The 15,495-nt window shown below is 65.2% G+C and carries 24 protein-coding genes and 1 tRNA gene; 9 read left to right on the forward strand and 16 right to left on the reverse strand.

Annotation, left to right across the window (positions count from 1 at the left end; all coding sequences use genetic code 11):
* Positions 1 to 20 precede the first annotated feature (20 nt).
* Genes C8K14_RS06670 through C8K14_RS06710 form a run of 11 tightly spaced genes read right to left on the reverse strand, consistent with a single transcriptional unit; the run spans position 21 to position 5,974 of the window.
* Positions 21 to 1,985, reverse strand: coding sequence for a transposase domain-containing protein (locus tag C8K14_RS06670; RefSeq protein WP_107716127.1), 1,965 nt, complete (start codon positions 1,983 to 1,985; stop codon positions 21 to 23).
* Positions 1,985 to 2,443, reverse strand: a complete 459-nt coding sequence (locus C8K14_RS06675; protein WP_107716128.1) for a hypothetical protein — start codon at positions 2,441 to 2,443, stop codon at positions 1,985 to 1,987. The genes C8K14_RS06670 and C8K14_RS06675 overlap by 1 nt, the downstream gene beginning before the upstream one ends.
* Complete coding sequence (locus tag C8K14_RS06680) at positions 2,436 to 2,651, reverse strand: hypothetical protein (RefSeq protein WP_107716129.1); 216 nt, start codon at positions 2,649 to 2,651, stop codon at positions 2,436 to 2,438. The genes C8K14_RS06675 and C8K14_RS06680 overlap by 8 nt, the downstream gene beginning before the upstream one ends.
* Positions 2,648 to 2,812 (reverse strand): hypothetical protein, encoded by a 165-nt coding sequence (locus C8K14_RS22580; protein ID WP_158271877.1) that lies wholly within the window; start codon positions 2,810 to 2,812, stop codon positions 2,648 to 2,650. Before C8K14_RS22580 ends, C8K14_RS06680 begins: the two co-directional genes overlap by 4 nt.
* A gap of 4 nt (positions 2,813 to 2,816) precedes the next feature.
* Positions 2,817 to 3,056: a hypothetical protein gene (locus C8K14_RS06685; protein ID WP_107716130.1), complete on the reverse strand. Its 240-nt coding sequence runs from the start codon at positions 3,054 to 3,056 to the stop codon at positions 2,817 to 2,819.
* On the reverse strand, positions 3,053 to 3,466 hold the full coding sequence (locus C8K14_RS06690) for a hypothetical protein (protein ID WP_107716131.1): 414 nt from the start codon (positions 3,464 to 3,466) through the stop codon (positions 3,053 to 3,055). The genes C8K14_RS06685 and C8K14_RS06690 overlap by 4 nt, the downstream gene beginning before the upstream one ends.
* Positions 3,466 to 3,750, reverse strand: coding sequence for a hypothetical protein (locus C8K14_RS06695; RefSeq protein WP_107716132.1), 285 nt, complete (start codon positions 3,748 to 3,750; stop codon positions 3,466 to 3,468). Before C8K14_RS06695 ends, C8K14_RS06690 begins: the two co-directional genes overlap by 1 nt.
* Positions 3,750 to 4,481, reverse strand: a complete 732-nt coding sequence (locus C8K14_RS06700; protein WP_107716133.1) for an Eco57I restriction-modification methylase domain-containing protein — start codon at positions 4,479 to 4,481, stop codon at positions 3,750 to 3,752. The genes C8K14_RS06695 and C8K14_RS06700 overlap by 1 nt, the downstream gene beginning before the upstream one ends.
* Complete coding sequence (locus C8K14_RS22585) at positions 4,471 to 4,638, reverse strand: hypothetical protein (RefSeq protein WP_158271878.1); 168 nt, start codon at positions 4,636 to 4,638, stop codon at positions 4,471 to 4,473. The genes C8K14_RS06700 and C8K14_RS22585 overlap by 11 nt, the downstream gene beginning before the upstream one ends.
* Positions 4,635 to 4,862, reverse strand: a complete 228-nt coding sequence (locus C8K14_RS06705; RefSeq protein WP_107716134.1) for a hypothetical protein — start codon at positions 4,860 to 4,862, stop codon at positions 4,635 to 4,637. Before C8K14_RS06705 ends, C8K14_RS22585 begins: the two co-directional genes overlap by 4 nt.
* Positions 4,859 to 5,974, reverse strand: a complete 1,116-nt coding sequence (locus C8K14_RS06710) for a hypothetical protein (RefSeq protein ID WP_107716135.1) — start codon at positions 5,972 to 5,974, stop codon at positions 4,859 to 4,861. The genes C8K14_RS06705 and C8K14_RS06710 overlap by 4 nt, the downstream gene beginning before the upstream one ends.
* A gap of 100 nt (positions 5,975 to 6,074) precedes the next feature.
* Between C8K14_RS06710 and C8K14_RS22590 the strand changes: the two genes are divergently transcribed.
* The gene (locus tag C8K14_RS22590; protein WP_133816475.1) at positions 6,075 to 6,329 is read left to right on the forward strand and encodes a hypothetical protein; all 255 of its coding nucleotides are present in this window, start codon (positions 6,075 to 6,077) and stop codon (positions 6,327 to 6,329) included.
* A 72-nt stretch (positions 6,330 to 6,401) separates the two neighbouring features.
* Here the strand turns inward: C8K14_RS22590 and C8K14_RS06715 are convergent, their stop codons facing one another.
* Positions 6,402 to 6,650: a YdaS family helix-turn-helix protein gene (locus C8K14_RS06715; protein ID WP_158271879.1), complete on the reverse strand. Its 249-nt coding sequence runs from the start codon at positions 6,648 to 6,650 to the stop codon at positions 6,402 to 6,404.
* 85 nt (positions 6,651 to 6,735) lie between these two features.
* Here C8K14_RS06715 and C8K14_RS06720 point away from each other — a divergent pair, with 85 nt between their 5' ends.
* Positions 6,736 to 7,425 (forward strand): LexA family transcriptional regulator, encoded by a 690-nt coding sequence (locus C8K14_RS06720; protein WP_107716137.1) that lies wholly within the window; start codon positions 6,736 to 6,738, stop codon positions 7,423 to 7,425.
* Positions 7,422 to 7,832: a hypothetical protein gene (locus tag C8K14_RS06725; protein WP_107716138.1), complete on the forward strand. Its 411-nt coding sequence runs from the start codon at positions 7,422 to 7,424 to the stop codon at positions 7,830 to 7,832. Before C8K14_RS06720 ends, C8K14_RS06725 begins: the two co-directional genes overlap by 4 nt.
* 476 nt (positions 7,833 to 8,308) lie before the next feature.
* Here C8K14_RS06725 and aroB read toward each other — a convergent pair whose 3' ends face one another.
* Both aroB and C8K14_RS06735 read right to left on the reverse strand, forming a co-directional pair.
* Complete coding sequence (aroB, locus tag C8K14_RS06730) at positions 8,309 to 9,415, reverse strand: 3-dehydroquinate synthase (protein WP_107716139.1); 1,107 nt, start codon at positions 9,413 to 9,415, stop codon at positions 8,309 to 8,311.
* Positions 9,406 to 9,987, reverse strand: coding sequence for a shikimate kinase (locus C8K14_RS06735; RefSeq protein ID WP_022676393.1), 582 nt, complete (start codon positions 9,985 to 9,987; stop codon positions 9,406 to 9,408). The genes aroB and C8K14_RS06735 overlap by 10 nt, the downstream gene beginning before the upstream one ends.
* A gap of 59 nt (positions 9,988 to 10,046) precedes the next feature.
* Here C8K14_RS06735 and C8K14_RS06740 point away from each other — a divergent pair, with 59 nt between their 5' ends.
* Genes C8K14_RS06740 through C8K14_RS06755 form a run of 4 tightly spaced genes read left to right on the forward strand, consistent with a single transcriptional unit; the run spans position 10,047 to position 14,097 of the window.
* Positions 10,047 to 10,307 carry a hypothetical protein gene (locus C8K14_RS06740; RefSeq protein ID WP_054131104.1) on the forward strand — a complete coding sequence of 87 codons (261 nt, stop codon included), beginning with the start codon at positions 10,047 to 10,049 and terminating at the stop codon, positions 10,305 to 10,307.
* Positions 10,304 to 12,196: a hypothetical protein gene (locus C8K14_RS06745; RefSeq protein WP_107716140.1), complete on the forward strand. Its 1,893-nt coding sequence runs from the start codon at positions 10,304 to 10,306 to the stop codon at positions 12,194 to 12,196. Before C8K14_RS06740 ends, C8K14_RS06745 begins: the two co-directional genes overlap by 4 nt.
* Before the next feature lie 10 nt (positions 12,197 to 12,206).
* Positions 12,207 to 13,100, forward strand: a complete 894-nt coding sequence (locus C8K14_RS06750) for a tyrosine recombinase (RefSeq protein WP_255420053.1) — start codon at positions 12,207 to 12,209, stop codon at positions 13,098 to 13,100.
* Between the two features lie 49 nt (positions 13,101 to 13,149).
* The gene (locus C8K14_RS06755; RefSeq protein WP_022678267.1) at positions 13,150 to 14,097 is read left to right on the forward strand and encodes an acetyl-CoA carboxylase carboxyltransferase subunit alpha; all 948 of its coding nucleotides are present in this window, start codon (positions 13,150 to 13,152) and stop codon (positions 14,095 to 14,097) included.
* A gap of 165 nt (positions 14,098 to 14,262) precedes the next feature.
* Here C8K14_RS06755 and C8K14_RS06760 read toward each other — a convergent pair whose 3' ends face one another.
* Positions 14,263 to 14,445: a Flp family type IVb pilin gene (locus tag C8K14_RS06760; RefSeq protein WP_022678268.1), complete on the reverse strand. Its 183-nt coding sequence runs from the start codon at positions 14,443 to 14,445 to the stop codon at positions 14,263 to 14,265.
* Between the two features lie 98 nt (positions 14,446 to 14,543).
* Positions 14,544 to 14,726, reverse strand: a complete 183-nt coding sequence (locus tag C8K14_RS06765; protein WP_062782854.1) for a Flp family type IVb pilin — start codon at positions 14,724 to 14,726, stop codon at positions 14,544 to 14,546.
* 112 nt (positions 14,727 to 14,838) lie between these two features.
* Here C8K14_RS06765 and C8K14_RS06770 point away from each other — a divergent pair, with 112 nt between their 5' ends.
* Positions 14,839 to 15,324, forward strand: coding sequence for a (deoxy)nucleoside triphosphate pyrophosphohydrolase (locus C8K14_RS06770; RefSeq protein WP_107716141.1), 486 nt, complete (start codon positions 14,839 to 14,841; stop codon positions 15,322 to 15,324).
* Between the two features lie 50 nt (positions 15,325 to 15,374).
* Positions 15,375 to 15,451: transfer RNA gene (locus tag C8K14_RS06775), tRNA-Arg, on the forward strand.
* The last annotated feature ends 44 nt before the right edge of the window (positions 15,452 to 15,495 follow it).

Below are 15,495 nucleotides of genomic sequence, written 5' to 3' on the forward strand. Positions count from 1 at the left end.
GCTCGCCCCGCGTCGCCGTTTCACTCAACAACCCTCAAATGTCCGAGGGCCTTGAATACCTTGGCCTCATGGGCCGGCGGTTCGGGGATCGCCTGTTCTGCGCGCACCGCAGCAACGCTGCCGCGAAAACGCACCGGGCGCACCACTTGCGCCTCGGGCTTGACCGGTTCAGGTGCGCCCGCCTGCAACGCGGCCACCTGGGCGGCCAGCAACAGGTCTTCGGCATCGGCCGCCTCGCGGATTTTCTTCCGGTACTCAGCCACACGCTTGGCCGTCGCCTTCGCTTCGGCCGCGTCGAGGAAGAGCGCATCGCCCAGCAGCTGGGCCGAGCACAGATAGTGATCGTCCTGGTCGTAGAGATGGACGTCGCGCAGCAGATTGTCGGGGTCGAACCGCACCGTGACGCGCTGGCCGTGCAGCCGGCCGCATTCAAACGACCAGTAGCGATTGCCGAACAGCCGCAATTCGCCGGTGCGCGCGTCGATCCGCCGCTGTTCACCCGCCAGCAGCGCCTTGCGCATGAGCTCGGGCGTGGCCTTGCCGATCGGTGCCGTGGCGTAGGATTCGGCGAACACGTCGTCGAAGCTGCGCCCGCGAGCGGTTTCCGTGCGGCGGCCCATCTTGGCGTTGTGGTCGGCAATGCCCTTGTCCACCTGGGCCACGAAATCGGCCCATTCGACTGCCCGGCTGCCGTAGTTTTCGGGCTTGGCCATGGGGGTGTTGCCCACATAGGCGCCAGCAAAGGCCGGGTGCTTGGCGATGCGGTCGCACATATCGCGGAACGCGCGCTCGATCGGCTTGGACTGGCCGCGATAGGGCGTAGCCCAGTGAATCTGGATGCCCAAACCGACCAGCAGGCCGGTCGGGTCTTCCTCACGCACCTTGAAGCGGAAGCGGGTATTGGCGCCGCCTGTGATCCACTTGCTGGCGAACGCGCGGCCATTGTCGAGCACGCATTCCTTCGGCACGCCCCACGTCTGAAACAGATCGGCAAAGCAAAGCCGCGTCTGCACCGCCGATTCCTCGCCGCCGATGCGCCAAGCCAGCACCTTGCGGCTGTGAATGTCCTGGATTGTCACCATGATCGGGCGGATCACGCGCCCGTCGCCGGTCTTTACGAACACGTCGAACTTGTGGCCGTCGATATTGACCACTTCCATGGCGTGAAGGTGCGCCACGGTACGGCGCTGCGCGGGAATCGAGCGCCGCAGCGCCTCACTCCCTTCGCGCCGGAACAGCAGCACGCGCGGATCGACTTCGCGCTCCACTTTGCGCCGCAAGGCCCGCTCGGACGGCATCGGCAACCCGCGATCCTTGGCGATCGCCGCCGTGCGATCATAGCAGCTGGTCATTGTGGGCGCTTCCAGGCGCAGATAATCGCTCAGGAAGATGCGCCACAGTTCATCGTCGATCTCGGCCTCGCGCCCGCCGCCTTTGCGCTGCGGCGCCAGCGCCGGCAGTCGGTTGTGTGGCGCCACACCATCGACCAGCTTGAGCCAGTTCCAGATGGTCTGCGCGGTCTTGCCGCTTTCATGGGCCAGGACCGTGACCGCCAGCGTGCGCGACAGGCCCGACTGCACCAGCGTTTCGAACTGGCCGACGACGCGGGCGCGAAACTCGGCCTCGGCCTTGACGGCCCCGCTCTGTAGATCGAACCAGCGCCAGCTGCTCGCGGCCTTGTCCTCGGCTTCGATCAGGACGGTTTCGCCCATCTTGCGGCCGAGCTCGATCCGGGCTGGGCCCGGCAATAGCGAAACGTGGAATTCCAGCCCGCCGCCGCGCCCGGCGCGCGGCCGGCACAGCGGGTTGCCTGCCTTGTCATGCTGGATCAGCCAGCGGTTGTCGCGGGCATGGCGGTTCATGGCGCGCTTGTCATGCGGCAGGCCGGGCAGCTGCAGCTGCGCCAGCTCGGCCGCCGTGAACCACTCGCGCGGACCATCGATGGCGGGCGCGGCGGTTTCTTGTTGGGTGCGGGCCGGTTGCATCACAGGAATCGATCCCCTCGGATAAGCGGCGCGGTGGCCGAAATTTTGCGGCGCTCTTCATCGAGCATCGCCATGGCGCGCTCGATCTGGCCCAGGCGGGCCGTTTTCACTTCTTCACCGATCAGCAGCGCGGCGCCGATTTCGCGCATCAGCGGGTCGAGCAGATCGTGGCGCTGGGTAACCGCCACCAGCGCCAGAAACCGCGACATGGGCACTTTGTGCTGGTCGCGCGCCGGGCTCGAATAGGCGTCAAGCATCGCCCGGCTGACTTCCTCGTCCAATAGGATCGACATTTCCGCCGCGATCAGTTCGCGCTGGCGCGTGTCGCTGTTGAGCATCGCGCCCACGGTACGGCAGATGCGCTGTTCCAGGCCGGCCAGGGCAGCAGCGCCCGTCGCCGCGACCGGCGCGGTGAAGACAAAGCCCAGCTGGTCGGGATGCGCGCGTGCCTTAGCCACGAACCACCGCCCCGGCGCTGCGCCAGCTTGGGTCGTAATAGGCCTCGGGCTCGAAATCGATCGAGCGGCCCGACGTTGCGGGATAGACCCACGCGTCGCCCGCCCAGCGTGCCAGCGCCATGTCGTCGCCGCGCTTCACGAGAAAGGAATCGCCCGACTTCGCAGCCGCATCGATCGCGCGAAACTCAATGGTGGCCGGGCGGCTCATCGGCCGCACCCGTGCCATTGGATAAGCTGCACCGCGTCAGTCGGCGGTGTGCAGCCGTTCCGCTTCGCCGTCGCTTCGCCATCGGCCAGCATGACAATGGTCAAGGCCAGCGTCAGTAGCGCGATGGCAATCAGATTGATGATCAGGCCGGCGATTTTCATCGGCTTAGTCCCTCATCATCCAGCGGGCGTCCCACTGCGAGAATTCGGCGGGGCGCTGCTCGATCGGATCAAGATTTTCGGCGAGCGCGACAGGCGCAGCGGTGCCGCACAGGCGGCGCCGCGCACGGGCCTGGTCGCGCAAGTGACGCGCCGCTTCCCTCGGCGTGCAGCCCATCTGCAGCGCCAGCTCGAAAGCCTCGCGGTGCGCACGGTAGTGCTCTGCCAAGGAAGCGGCGCCGGTCACTTTGCCGGCTTCCAGCGGATCACGACGCCCAGGAATCCGTTCCACTTGTGGTGGCGCAGCCAGAACTCGCCCATCCGCTGACGCGCAAATCCGGTCGCCAGCGCGCCACCGAAGCCATCCGCAACGGCAAACTGCTCGATTTCTTCGTCGTCCAACGGCACTTCGTTGATGGCGATGCTGTGAATCAGCAGCGGGTTCCGGCTATCCAGATGGATACGGATCGGTCGCACATCGATGCAGATGGGGTCGGGATTGAGGATTTTCCGGCAGGCCCGCGTCCGCATGCCGGTGTAAAGCTGCATGGCCTCTCCGGGCCGTGCGTGCCGTGCTCGCTCGTTCCGCACGGTCTGGCGCTTGTTCAGCGTCGCGATGTCCTCTTCGAACTGCGGCTTGAAGCTGTAGGCGACCATCAGACCCTCCGCGAGAGCGCGACAGGCACTGCATAGAGCGGCGTTCCGTCGATCATGGGAATGGCGGGCGGCGTCAGCACTTCGATGCCGCGCTCTTGTCCAGGCAGGATGCGAACCGTTCCGCGCTCCTGCAGGCCTTTGAGGAGCCAGTGGACAACGGACTTCGAGCTGAAGCCCATGTCGCGCACGCACTCGCGAATCGTGGGGGCCATGCCGGTGGCCAGGATATGGCCGTGGACGTAGCGAAGTAGCGCCATCTGGCGTCGGGTGGGCGAGACAGACATCAATCCACTCCTTCGATTGACGCGATCGTCCCGGCGCTCAGCGGCGGGAGCCAGATCGTGCGGGTTTCACCGGGTTGCGTGGGCTGGCGCACGTCCCAGACGACGGCGCAGAAATCGACCATGCCGCCCCGGAAGGCGCGCTTGCCCATGGCCTCGATCATGTCGCCCGGAGGCATCGAAGGCCGCTCGCAGAAGTGCAGGACGAACTGGGGCGGATTGTCGATACGCACGAGGCACGAGCGCTTCTTGCCCATGGCCAGCCATTTGGCGGGCATGATCATGACGACGCGGTCCGTGGCGAGGCGCAGCGCCCGCCGCACAAATGCCTCGCTCACGATCATCTGCCGGCCTTCGAACCAATACTTGCGATAGCTGAAGGGCGGATTGGACCAGATGGAGACGCGCGCGTGTTCGCCGCGCTGCTGCAACTCGTCTTCGATAAAGCAGATGTTCTCGAAGCTGATGAGCTCCGGCCGTTCGAATGCCTGCCAGCGCCGCACGTCGACGCGGTTGACGATATCCGACAGCACGAAGCGGCCATAGAAGCCCGCGCTCTGCAGCCATTCCGCACTGCGCCCCTGGCCGGCCGCAGGGTCCCAGATCGTCGCGCCGCTTTCTGCCTCTTCCAGGCCGATCGCATTGGCGATCTGCTCCCATTCCCAGCCCTCTTCGACGTACCAGTCATAAGGGTGGCGCTTCGCCTTGCGGCCAGAGGAGATTTCAGCGCGCATCGGAGGGCTCCTCGGCGTAAATCCGGTCGACCTTGAGAAAGCCGAGCTCGACGATGAACTTGCCCCAGCGGATGACTATTACGTGGCCTTCGGCCTCATAATCGCTTGCTCCGATGCAGCTGCCTTGGACCTCTATGGAGGGGAGCCAGCGTTTCATTCCGCTACCTCCGCGCAGATTTTGGCGAAGGCAGGCACGACCCGCTTGGCGAGGCGGTCTCGCAGCTGTTGGTACCTTCCCACCGAGACGCGCAATTCGTAGCGCTTGGCCTTGGGAGCCCGTGCCAGATTCCACTCAAGCAGCTTGATCTGGGAATCGAGCGCCAGAAGGACGTATTGCGCCTCAAACAGGTCGAGCGTCGCGAAGGTCGACCCGCGCTTCACTTCGCCACCTCAGCATCAAGGCCGAACAGAGCGCTCTGCACCGCGCCGCAGGCATCCCGCAGCGTGTCGTCGTCGATCTCCTGTTCGCCAGTCAGCAGCGCGGTCAGCACGTGGAACGCGGTCTTGAGCGCGCCCGTTGCCGGGCCGGCCGCGTGCTCGCCCAAGTCCCTGTTCAACAGGTCGCGCAGCTGGCGCTTCACGTCGTCGGATTTCAGGCCTTTGGCGATCAGCGGGATATAGCGCTTCTGCTGGGGCGCGGTCAGGCGGCCGAGATTGCCGACGATCGCGCTAACCTTCTTTTCCTCGTCCGTCGGCTTGCGCCCGGTATCGCCGGAAATGCCAGCGGCGATCAGCGCATCGTCCGCGCTCATTTCCTTGTCCGCCAGCAGCGCCTCGATCGCGCGGCGGCGCGCGTCTTCCTCACGGATGGTCGCTAGCATGCGCAACTGTGACGCGTTTTCACCCACCACTGGGTGCTTGGCCAATGGCTCGATCAGCGCCGGAAACGGTTCGATCAGCAGGCGAAACAGCTGCAGATCGTTATGGATCGAGCGCCGCGACATGCCGAGCGCTTCGCCTACCGAATCCTCCCAACTGTATACGCGTGCAATCTTTGCACACGTATCGTTGACCTCTTCGGTAAGCGCTTCGTCGGGGCGCATTTGATGGGCTTTGACCCGCTCCCAGCGAGCACGAACGGCTAACTGCTGCTGCTTGAGGTTGCCATTTTCACGCGCGATCCGATCTTGGGCAGCCTGGACCAGCGCTGCCGTGAACTTGGCGCGCTCAATCGGCGCCAGCGGGCGGCGGTGCAGGTTTTCCGATGCTTCCAGGTCGGCCAAGTCTTCGGGCTTGCCCGAAACTTCGATGGCAAACACCTGCAGGCCTTCCAGCCGCGCACCGATCAGGCGGTGCATGCCAGTCACCAGCCGCCACGGCTGCGCCGTGTTCTTGGGCTGGGCAACCACCTTGATCGGGTCACGCTGCCCATCAACGGCCATCAGCCGGCCGATCGCGGCAGCCTTGTCCTCGTGCAGGAAGCCGATGCGCTTCCCTTCGTCGACGGTGTTGGGATCGACGCCAAATAATTGGGCGTCAGCAAGAATGCTCATTTGCAGCACTCACTTAGACGATGCGGAAGGGTGACCCGATAGGTATCGGAGTGGAGATCGGGATCGACGCCAAAGTCGAAGCCACACCAGGAGAAATTGCTTGTCGGAACAATCCTCGGATCTACTGCAACCGCTGGCCATTGCTGGGTTTCAACTGGCAGCGATATCGATAGCGGCACTGTCGGAAGCTGGGCTCCTGTCAGAAGACCACTGCGAAATGTCCGTAGCCATTGTGGACGATGCCTGTGATCAGCTCGAGCAGGCTGCGCAGGCGCGTCAGCTTGCGCAGGCTTCGCTGGCGCAGTTCCGTCGACTGGCGGATCAACTCGCACAGCAAATTTCGCCAAAGCCGTGAAGAATTGGCGTTCATATTCTGTGCGGACGGCATTGCCTGAGCGGCGTGCGGCCAGTTCCAATGCCAACTGGGTCATGATGCCACCGTCCGCCGTGCGCGGCGCTGCCCTTGCCCGTAGACGTCGGGGCGAAGACGCATGCGGGAGACGCCATAAAGCCTCTCTGCAAGCGGCACGTACTCAGCCGGCAATCTCTTGGTCTGGTTGAGCCAGCGCCACATGGTGGGTTGGGGAACATCGAGATCGCGCGCTAGCTGGCTAACGGAGCCGGCTTTGTCGCGACACTCGATAAGCGCGTCATGCATGGCGGTTCGAATATCCATATTCGAATTCATATGCATTCAAAATCGAATTGGCAACTCGAAAACGTATGGCGCGGAATTATTCGTAAACGGATAGCCGAAGCGCATGAGCAGATTTCGCCCAGAACGACTCATCGAGCTCCGCAAAGCGCGCGGCCTGTCGCAAGGGCAGCTCGCTAAACTGACCGGTTCGACGCAACCGTCGATCAATCGGCTGGAGGGCGGTGGTACCGATAGGCCACGTCAACTGGTGGAACTCGCCCGGACGCTTGGCACCACGCCTGAATATCTTTTGGGTGAGACTGACGAACCAGGCGTCTCATCTGCACAGTTGAGCGAACCGAAACTGTCAGTTCCGGTACCCGCTGTTGTCCCTGAAGGCCTGGTTGAAGTGAAGCAGATCGATCTTCGGTTTGGCCTCGGTGCCGCTTACATGGACACCGAGATCGTCGAGGATCAGGCCGAAACGATGTCGTTCCCGATAGCGTGGCTCAAGATGATCACACCAAGCCCCCCGGAGCTGCTTTATTGGGCGCGCGGCATGGGCAATTCCATGGAGCCCACGATCAGTGATGGGGACGTCATCCTGATTGACCGATCGCAGATCGATGTGCGTTTTGGCGATCTGTATTGGGCGATCTCTTATGGCCAGATTGGCATGATCAAGCGATTGCGGCCTATGCCTGATGGTGGCATCAAAATTCTGTCGGATAATCCTGCCGTCACCCCTGAAACGGCGTATGATGGCGAGCTGCACGTGTTCGGCAGGGTTGTCGCAGTGGTGAAGAGCTTATGACCCCGTTCCTGGTTGGTGCGTTCGTTGTCGTGATGCTCTGCTGGGGCCTCGCCGCGCTGCCGCGCGCATCGGCAAATGGAGGCGCAAGCACGAACCGCGTGCCATGGGTTAAAATAGCCATCGGCTTGGTGTCGGCGATTGTGATCGGCGCGGGCATTTACGCTGGACGGCAATATTTGGCCTGCTCCGGGCTGGAAGACGATTATCTCAACAGCGTGAGCCAACTGAAAACGGCCACCGTCAGCCAAGGTATCGTGCAGGATGAGGCTGGCCGATCAACCTTGGCCAACTTGCGGGAAGCCAACATGCGCGCTGCCGCATCGACGCTCGCGGCGCTCAACAGCCAATGCGGCAGCCAAGCCGCCGATACAGCCGTGCGGAAGGGATCAGGTATGCTTCAGCCGTGATCAGCCAGCCGGAAAACTGTCCCACTTCCCATCTCGCCGCATTGGGCTGCAAGTGCGATCGGCACCGCGATGAGAGCCCCGATTTATTAGGCTTTCGCGGCCATGCCGCTCCCCGCAGCGATCTGGGCAAACTAAAACCCCACTTCCGCCCAGTTCGCGTGCCCTCATGGGTTCGTGAGCGGCCCCTTAAACGCCGATTATCCGGGGCTAAGAGGGTTTTGAGAGCGCCTGGCGCTACTCAAGCCGCTCTTGTCAGCGCAACGTCTAAATGGCCGATCCAATTAGACATTGCCCCGCGCCCCAGCCGAGCCCGCCAAAATCGCAGAAATGCCGATTTTCAGCGGGTTTTCCCCGGATGATCCCGGATATCCCCGGACGATCCCGCCACCCAAGACGGTCTTGTCATCACACAACCTTCAAGATCCTCCCCACTTGTGGGGAGGGGGACCGCCGCGTAGCGGTGGTGGAGGGGGCGCTTAGCGCGCCAGTTCCTCGTCAAGGAACGCTGCCACATCCGCCAGGTCCACATCCTTGGCCAGGAACGTCTGGCCAATGCCGCGCATCAGCAGGAAGGGCAGGGTGCCCGCGTCCATCTTCTTGTCGTGGAGCATGTGATTCTTGAGCGTCTGCCCGTCGCAATTCATGTCGAGTGCCTTGAGCGAAGCCGGCAGGCCCACAGCAGCGATATGCGCGGCCGCGCGCTCGGCATCCTGGCCGCTCATCAGGCCAAGCCGCGCGGAATAGCGCGCGGCCAGGATCATGCCCAGCGCCACGCCTTCGCCGTGCAGCAGGCGATCGGAAAAGCCGGTCTGCGCCTCAAGCGCGTGGCCAAACGTGTGCCCCAGGTTGAGCAGGGCGCGCACGCCCGTGGTTTCCTTTTCATCGGCCGCCACGATCCGCGCCTTGGCCGCCACGCTGCGGGCGATGGCGTGCTCGCGAGCGGCGGGGTCGCCGGCCAGCAGGCGGGCGGCGTTGGCCTCGCACCAGAAGAAGAATTCGGGATCGTCGATCAGCCCGTACTTCACCACTTCGGCATAGCCGGCGCGCACATCGCGCAGGGGCAGGGTATCGAGGCTGAGGGGATCGGCCAGCACCAGGCTGGGCTGGTGGAACGCGCCCACCAGGTTCTTGCCCATGGCGGTGTTGATCGCGGTCTTGCCACCAACGCTGGAATCGACTTGCGCCAGCAGCGTGGTGGGCATCTGGATAAAGCCGCAGCCGCGCTTGACCATCGAGGCGGCAAAGCCGGTGAGATCGCCGATCACGCCGCCGCCCAGCGCCACCACGTTATCCTTGCGCTCGATCTCCAGGCCCAGCAGCCAATCGACCACGCGCACCAGGCTGTCCCACGATTTGGTCGCTTCTCCGGCCGGCAGCACCAGCCACTGGCTGGCGATGCCCTGCGCGGCAAAGCTGGCCGTCACCGTCTCGCGCCAGGCGGCGGCGACGTTTTCGTCGGTGATCACCGCGACGCTGTCCTTGCGCACGAACGGGCGGCACAGCGCGCCAGCGCGGGCGAGGGCGCCTTCTTCGATCACCATGTCATAGGGGGCGCCGGCAATGGCGACGGGGATTACAGCCATGCGTCAATCGCTTTCAGGATGCGGTTTGCCGTCACGCCGTGGGGCAGGTTGCCGCTGGTGATATGGATCGCCGCCTGCTCATAGGCGGCGCGCCGGTCCTCGCGCAGGCGGGAAAGGATCTCGCGCGGGTTGCCGCCGCGCAGCAGCGGGCGGTTGTCCTTGCGGCCCACGCGCTCCACCAGCGTGTCGATATCGCTGTCGAGCCAGACCGACACCGCCTTGTCGAGAATCAGCCGCCGCGTATCGGGATCGACAAAGGCGCCGCCGCCGGTGGCCAGGATCTTGCGCCGCGTTGGCGTGGCGCCGTCGAGCAGGCGTGCGATGACCCGGCGCTCGCCGCTGCGGAAATAGGGTTCGCCATAGGTGGCAAAGATTTCGGGGATCGGCATCTGCGCCGCGCGCTCTATCTCTTCGTCGGCATCAACGAACGGCACGTCGAGCAGGCTGGCCAGCTTGCGGCCCACCGTGGTCTTGCCCACGCCCATCATGCCCACCAGCACCACCGGCCGATCGATCCGGCGGCCAATGCGGGCGATTTCCGCCATGGATAAGAGGGCGCTTTCGTGGTCCATTGCCGCGCCGCCTATACTTGCGCTAGGGCCAAGCGCAAGCGCCGTGGCAGCGAGGCAACGTGAACAATCAGGGTTCGATGCAAAGTGGCAAGGGTGACGGGCGCGGGCCGGAAAATCGGCCGCCGCTTTCCGCTGGTGGATTCGCGCCGTTTCAGGGGCTGCCCTGGCTGGCGATCGGCGGTGGCTTGGTGGCGGCCGTGATCGTGGCCCTGGTTATGCTGGCCTGGATGCTGGGCGGGCCACGCCAGACCGCTTGGGTGGAACAGCCCGTTGCCGTGCCCAGTAATGCCAGCTCGGCCCATTCGGAAAGCAAGCCATGAAACCGCGCCTTTTCCGCCATGCCCTGCTCGGCTGCGTTGCCATTGCCGGGATGACCGGCGCGCTGCTGGCGCAGGAATCGCTGCTGCCGCCCGGTTTTGACAAGCCGGCGGCGCAGCCCGCACGCCCGCAGCCGGCCAAGGCCAAGCCCGCGGCAGCACCTGCCGCCGCCAAGGCGGCTCCCGCGCCGGCCAAGCCGGCCGCGACCCCGGCGGCGCCTGCGGCCGTTGCGTCACCGGTGATCCAGCCGCTTCCGCTGGATGAGAATGCCGATGTGACCGGCAGTAGCGGCCCGGCCGATCCGCTCGATTCGATCGATCCCGGCACGCTCGATGCGCTGATCGCCAAGGCCCAGCCCAAGTACGATATTCCGCCCAGTACCCAGCGCAGCCTGGCGCGGGTCGGGGTGATCGATCAGGTCGACGGCGGGTTTCCGGCCACGTCCACGCATTATCTCAACGGCCCGTTCGTGGAGCAGTTGCTCAACCACATGCGCGGGCCGATGGTGTCGCGCTGGGGGCATATCCTGGTGCGCCGCGCGCTGATGAGCCGCATGGATACCCCGGTGGGCATGAACGGCGCGGATTGGGCCGCCCTGCGCGCTGGGCTGCTGCTGCGCATGGGTGAGGCTGATCCCGCGCGCGCCATGGTGCAGTCAGTCGATAGCGGCTTTTTCACGCCGGGCCTGGAAGACGCCGCGATGGGGGCATTCCTGGCCACGGCCGACCCGGTCGGGCTGTGCCCGATCACCGCGCTTACCGCCGCAGGGCGGCAGGGCATGCAGTGGGACCTGACCCGCGCGATCTGTTCCGGCTTTACCGGTGACGGGCCGCCGGCGATGGCGCAGCTTGATCGCCTGATGCGCCGCGGCGGCACCGACAAGATCGATATTCTGCTGGCGCAGAAGCTGGCCGGCGCCACCTCTGCCACGCGCCGCGCGGTCAACATCGAATGGAAGGATGTCGATCAACTGACGCCGTGGCGCACCGGCATGGCCTTTGCAGTCGGGATCGAACCGCCGCAGAACCTGCGCGAGCAGGCCTGGGCCGATTACGCGGTGCTGGCCGTGCGTGCGCCCATGCTGCCGCTGCCGGCACGCTGCGCCGCAGCCGATGTGGCCGCCGGCCGGGGCATCCTGTCGAGCGCGGCGATGGTTGACCTCTACAGCCAGCTTGCCGAAATCAACGCCCAGGACGGGGCCGACCAGGACAAGACCTGGGGCCCGCTGGCCGACAAGCTGCGCACCGCCTATACCGCGCCCGAGGCCGCAGACCGCTTGGCCGCGATCAAGGCGCTGTGGGGTTCGGCCGACAACCCCGATCGGGCCTATTCGCGCCTGGTGCTCACGGCCTATGCCGCCGCGCGCATGCTGCCCAGCCCCGATCTGGCAGGCGATGCCGGTGGCCTGATTGCCTCGATGTTGACCGCCGGCCTTGATGCCAATGCCGCGCGTTGGAGCGGTGTCGTCGCCGTGGGCAGCGAGCCCTGGGGCCTCATTGCCCTGTCCGCCCCGGCCAAAAGCACGGCGATCGGCAACGCTGCACTGGAATCCTTCCAGAGCGGCGATGACAGCAGCGGCGCGCTGCGTTCGCAGTTCCTGCTGGCCGGGCTGATGGGCCTGGGCCGCGTGGATGATGCCACGGCCAATGCCTTTGCCGGCAAGCTCAAGATCAACATGGGCCGGCAAACGCGCTGGACCCGCGCGATCGATGATGCCGCCCAATCCGACAATCCCGCGCTGGTCGCGTTGCTCGCCGGCTTTGGCATGCAGGCGCAAAGCTGGGACAAGATGACGGCGGTGCATCTCTATCACATCGTTTCGGCGCTGCGCCGCGTCGGCCTGGATGGCGAGGCGCGGATGATCGCAGCCGAAGCGGTGGCGCGGGTGTGAAGGCGCGGTTGTGATCAAGCGCGGCGCCGGCTCGGCCTCTCCGGCGGTGGCGGCGTTCCTGGCGATGATGGCGGCCGAACGCGGCGCCGCGGCCAATACCCTGGCCGCCTATGCGCGCGATCTTGCCGGCGCGGAAAGCGTGGTCGGCAATCTGGTTACTGCCGATGTCGAGGCGCTGACCGGCCTGGCGCAAACCTGGGCCGAACTTGCCCCGGCCAGCCAGGCGCGCAAGATTTCAGCGCTGCGCCAGTTCATGGCCTTTGCCCAGGACGAAGGCCTGCGGGCCGATGATCCCAGCACCGCGCTGGTGCGGCCACGCGCCCGGCGGCCGCTGCCACGCCTGCTCGATCATGCGGAAATCGGGCGGTTCCTGGAAACGGCAGAGGCCGATGCGGCCGCTGGCACGCCCGAAGGGGTGCGGCTGCTGGCCCTGGTGGAGCTGCTCTATGGTTCGGGCCTGCGCGCGACGGAGCTGGTCTCGCTGCCGCTGGCCGCGCTGCCGCGCGACGTGCCGTTCCTGGCGATCACTGGCAAGGGTGGGCAGCAGCGCCTGGTGCCCGTGTCCACCCGGGCGCTGGCCGCTCTGCGGCGCTGGCTGGCGGTGCGGCCGGGTGGTTCGCGCCACCTCTTTCCCTCGCCGCGTGGCGGGCACCTGACGCGCGTGCGGCTGTTCCAACTGGTGCGCGATCTGGCGCTGCGCGCCGGAATCGATCCGGAAAAGGTCAGCCCGCACGTGCTGCGCCATGCCTTTGCCACCCATCTGCTGGAGGGCGGGGCAGACCTGCGCGTGTTGCAGACCCTGTTGGGCCACGCCGATATTGCCACCACCGAAATCTATACCCACGTGGATTCGGCCCGCCTGGTGGCGCTGGTGAACGAGAAGCACCCGCTCAGGCACCTTTGACCATGCGCGACCATTGACCAAACGGCCGCGTGTCCCTAGCGCAGGCGCCATGATTTCGTACCTCGAATTCGAAAAACCCGTCGCCGCCCTGGAAGCCCGCATCGCCGAACTGCGCGATACGGCTGCCGCCAGCGGTGAGCTGGATATCGCCGCCGAGATCCGTCGTCTTGAGACCAAGTCGGCCGAGCTTCTGGCCAACACCTATCGTGCGCTCTCGCCCTGGCAAAAGACCCAGGTGGCCCGCCATCCGGCGCGGCCGCACTTCCGCGACTATGTCGAGCGGATGTTCACCGGGTTCATGCCGCTGGGTGGGGACCGCCTCTATGGCGAGGATCAGGCGATCGTCGGTGGCTTTGCCCGTTTGGGCAATCGCCGCGTGATGCTGATCGGCCATGAAAAGGGCCACGATACGCAAAGCCGCATTCGCCACAATTTCGGCATGGGCAAGCCCGAAGGCTATCGCAAGGCGGTGCGCCTGATGGAAATGGCCAGCCGATTCGGCCTGCCGGTGGTCACCCTGGTCGATACCTCGGGCGCTTTTCCGGGCGTCGAGGCCGAAGAACGCGGCCAGGCCGAGGCGATTGCCCGCTCGACCGAAGCCTGCCTGGCGCTGGGCGTGCCGATGGTCGCCACGATCGTGGGCGAGGGTGGCTCTGGTGGGGCCGTGGCGCTGGCCAGTGCCGAGCGCGTGCTGATGCTCGAACACGCGGTCTATTCGGTGATTTCGCCCGAAGGCTGCGCCTCGATCCTGTGGCGCACGGCCGAAAAGGCACCCGAAGCGGCCGAGGCGATGAAAGTGACGGCGCAGGATCTGCTCTCGCTGGGCGTGATCGATCGCATCGTGCCCGAACCGGTGGGCGGCGCGCATCGCGATCCGGCCGCCACCTGCACCGCACTCGCCGCCGCGATCGGTGAAGAACTCGATCACCTGGCCGGCAAGAACGCCGATGCCCTGCGCGCCCTGCGCGCCGAACGGTTCCTGCGCATCGGCGCCTGATCCGCACGAGCCAAACATGAAAAGGCCGCCGGCACGATGCCTGGCGGCCTTTTTCGTGCCGGCCGTCTGGTGCTGCTGACAGAAAAAGGGGCGGAAAAAGGCACCCGCCTTCTTCCGCCCCTTCCTGTTGCTCACCCGGCGTGTTTCGCCGGGCGACGGCGCCTCTTAGAGGTGGCCGTCCGAAGCGTTGTTCATGTCGTTCGACACGAGGTTGAAGGTGTTGCCGAGCGAGTTGCCCAGCGCGCCCATGGCGGTGATGGCAGCAACGGCGATCAGAGCGGCGATCAGGCCGTATTCAATGGCGGTGGCGCCTTCTTCGTTGCGGAACAGGTCGCGGACGAGCTTCATAATTCTACTCCTGAAGAGATCTTCTTTTCCCGGCCCGCCTCGGTTTTGCGTCACGCTGCGGACAATGCTGTCTCTAGGCAGTAAAACCTAAAATGCGCTTAATGCCGATTGGCCGCAGCCACCGCTGCATTGTCGATAATGTGCCAAAGACGGTAGAGTTGATTGGTAAACGCGTTGAGCCCGAAAACGATCGACAGGCCCAGTGCCCCCACCAGCAGGCCATATTCCACCAGCGTCACCGCCTCGCTTTCGCGCGCGATCCTGCGCAAGAAGTTCTTCATGTCTTGGCCCCATCCACCTGTGCATCTTTCCGCTTAGCGGGACATGGCCTAAGAAACCGTTGCCGGCATGACTGGCGGTTTGCCCTTATGTTTTGCCGGATCGGATTAACCAATGTCAGCTACACTTGCCTCGCCCCTGCCGCACCAGGCATCCGCGCCGCTGCTGGTCGTCGCGGCAGCGCTGGTGGCGGGCGAGGGCAGCGAATCCCGCCTGCTGTTGCAGCAGCGCCCGCTGGGCAAGCATCACGGCGGGCTGTGGGAGTTTCCCGGCGGCAAGGTGGAGCCAGGTGAGACGCCGGCAGCGGCCCTGGTGCGCGAACTGGCAGAAGAGCTGGGAATTGCCGTCGATCCTGCCGATCTGGCGCCGTTGACCTTTGCCGTGCACGAGGCGGCGGCCACGACCGGCGCCACCAGCGGGCGTGATCTGGTCCTGCTGCTCTATCGCTGCCACGCCTGGCGCGGTACGCCCGTCGCCGAAGAAGGGGCGGCGCTGCAATGGGTGGACCTCGCAACCCTGCGCAGTTTGGCCGTTCCCGAAACCATGCCGCCGCTTGATATCGCACTGTGCATAACTGCACAAAATTTGCTCGGCGCCTGAACAAGGTGCTTGCCAACCTGCGCTGTGTGACATAGAGGCGCGGCTCCCCGGCACCCGTAGCTCAGCTGGATAGAGCATCAGACTACGAATCTGAGGGTCGGACGTTCGAATCGTTCCGGGTGCGCCATTCTCCTTTCAGGGGCGTGGGGCAGGGGAAGGCCTTCACTGGCC

The organism is Novosphingobium sp. GV079, assembly GCF_003058045.1.
Taxonomy (GTDB): Bacteria; Pseudomonadota; Alphaproteobacteria; order Sphingomonadales; family Sphingomonadaceae; genus Novosphingobium; species Novosphingobium capsulatum.

Coding starts and splice junctions, on each gene's coding strand:
- C8K14_RS06670 (WP_107716127.1), bottom strand. CDS start 1,985: ATGCAACCGGCCCGCACCCAACAAGAAACCGCCGCGCCCGCCATCGAT.
- C8K14_RS06680 (WP_107716129.1), bottom strand. CDS start 2,651: ATGAGCCGCCCGGCCACCATTGAGTTTCGCGCGATCGATGCGGCTGCG.
- C8K14_RS22580 (WP_158271877.1), bottom strand. CDS start 2,812: ATGAAAATCGCCGGCCTGATCATCAATCTGATTGCCATCGCGCTACTG.
- C8K14_RS06690 (WP_107716131.1), bottom strand. CDS start 3,466: ATGGTCGCCTACAGCTTCAAGCCGCAGTTCGAAGAGGACATCGCGACG.
- C8K14_RS06695 (WP_107716132.1), bottom strand. CDS start 3,750: ATGTCTGTCTCGCCCACCCGACGCCAGATGGCGCTACTTCGCTACGTC.
- C8K14_RS06700 (WP_107716133.1), bottom strand. CDS start 4,481: ATGCGCGCTGAAATCTCCTCTGGCCGCAAGGCGAAGCGCCACCCTTAT.
- C8K14_RS22585 (WP_158271878.1), bottom strand. CDS start 4,638: ATGAAACGCTGGCTCCCCTCCATAGAGGTCCAAGGCAGCTGCATCGGA.
- C8K14_RS06710 (WP_107716135.1), bottom strand. CDS start 5,974: ATGAGCATTCTTGCTGACGCCCAATTATTTGGCGTCGATCCCAACACC.
- C8K14_RS06715 (WP_158271879.1), bottom strand. CDS start 6,650: ATGGATATTCGAACCGCCATGCATGACGCGCTTATCGAGTGTCGCGAC.
- C8K14_RS06720 (WP_107716137.1), top strand. CDS start 6,736: ATGAGCAGATTTCGCCCAGAACGACTCATCGAGCTCCGCAAAGCGCGC.
- C8K14_RS06725 (WP_107716138.1), top strand. CDS start 7,422: ATGACCCCGTTCCTGGTTGGTGCGTTCGTTGTCGTGATGCTCTGCTGG.
- aroB (WP_107716139.1), bottom strand. CDS start 9,415: ATGGCTGTAATCCCCGTCGCCATTGCCGGCGCCCCCTATGACATGGTG.
- C8K14_RS06735 (WP_022676393.1), bottom strand. CDS start 9,987: ATGGACCACGAAAGCGCCCTCTTATCCATGGCGGAAATCGCCCGCATT.
- C8K14_RS06745 (WP_107716140.1), top strand. CDS start 10,304: ATGAAACCGCGCCTTTTCCGCCATGCCCTGCTCGGCTGCGTTGCCATT.
- C8K14_RS06755 (WP_022678267.1), top strand. CDS start 13,150: ATGATTTCGTACCTCGAATTCGAAAAACCCGTCGCCGCCCTGGAAGCC.
- C8K14_RS06760 (WP_022678268.1), bottom strand. CDS start 14,445: ATGAAGCTCGTCCGCGACCTGTTCCGCAACGAAGAAGGCGCCACCGCC.
- C8K14_RS06765 (WP_062782854.1), bottom strand. CDS start 14,726: ATGAAGAACTTCTTGCGCAGGATCGCGCGCGAAAGCGAGGCGGTGACG.
- C8K14_RS06770 (WP_107716141.1), top strand. CDS start 14,839: ATGTCAGCTACACTTGCCTCGCCCCTGCCGCACCAGGCATCCGCGCCG.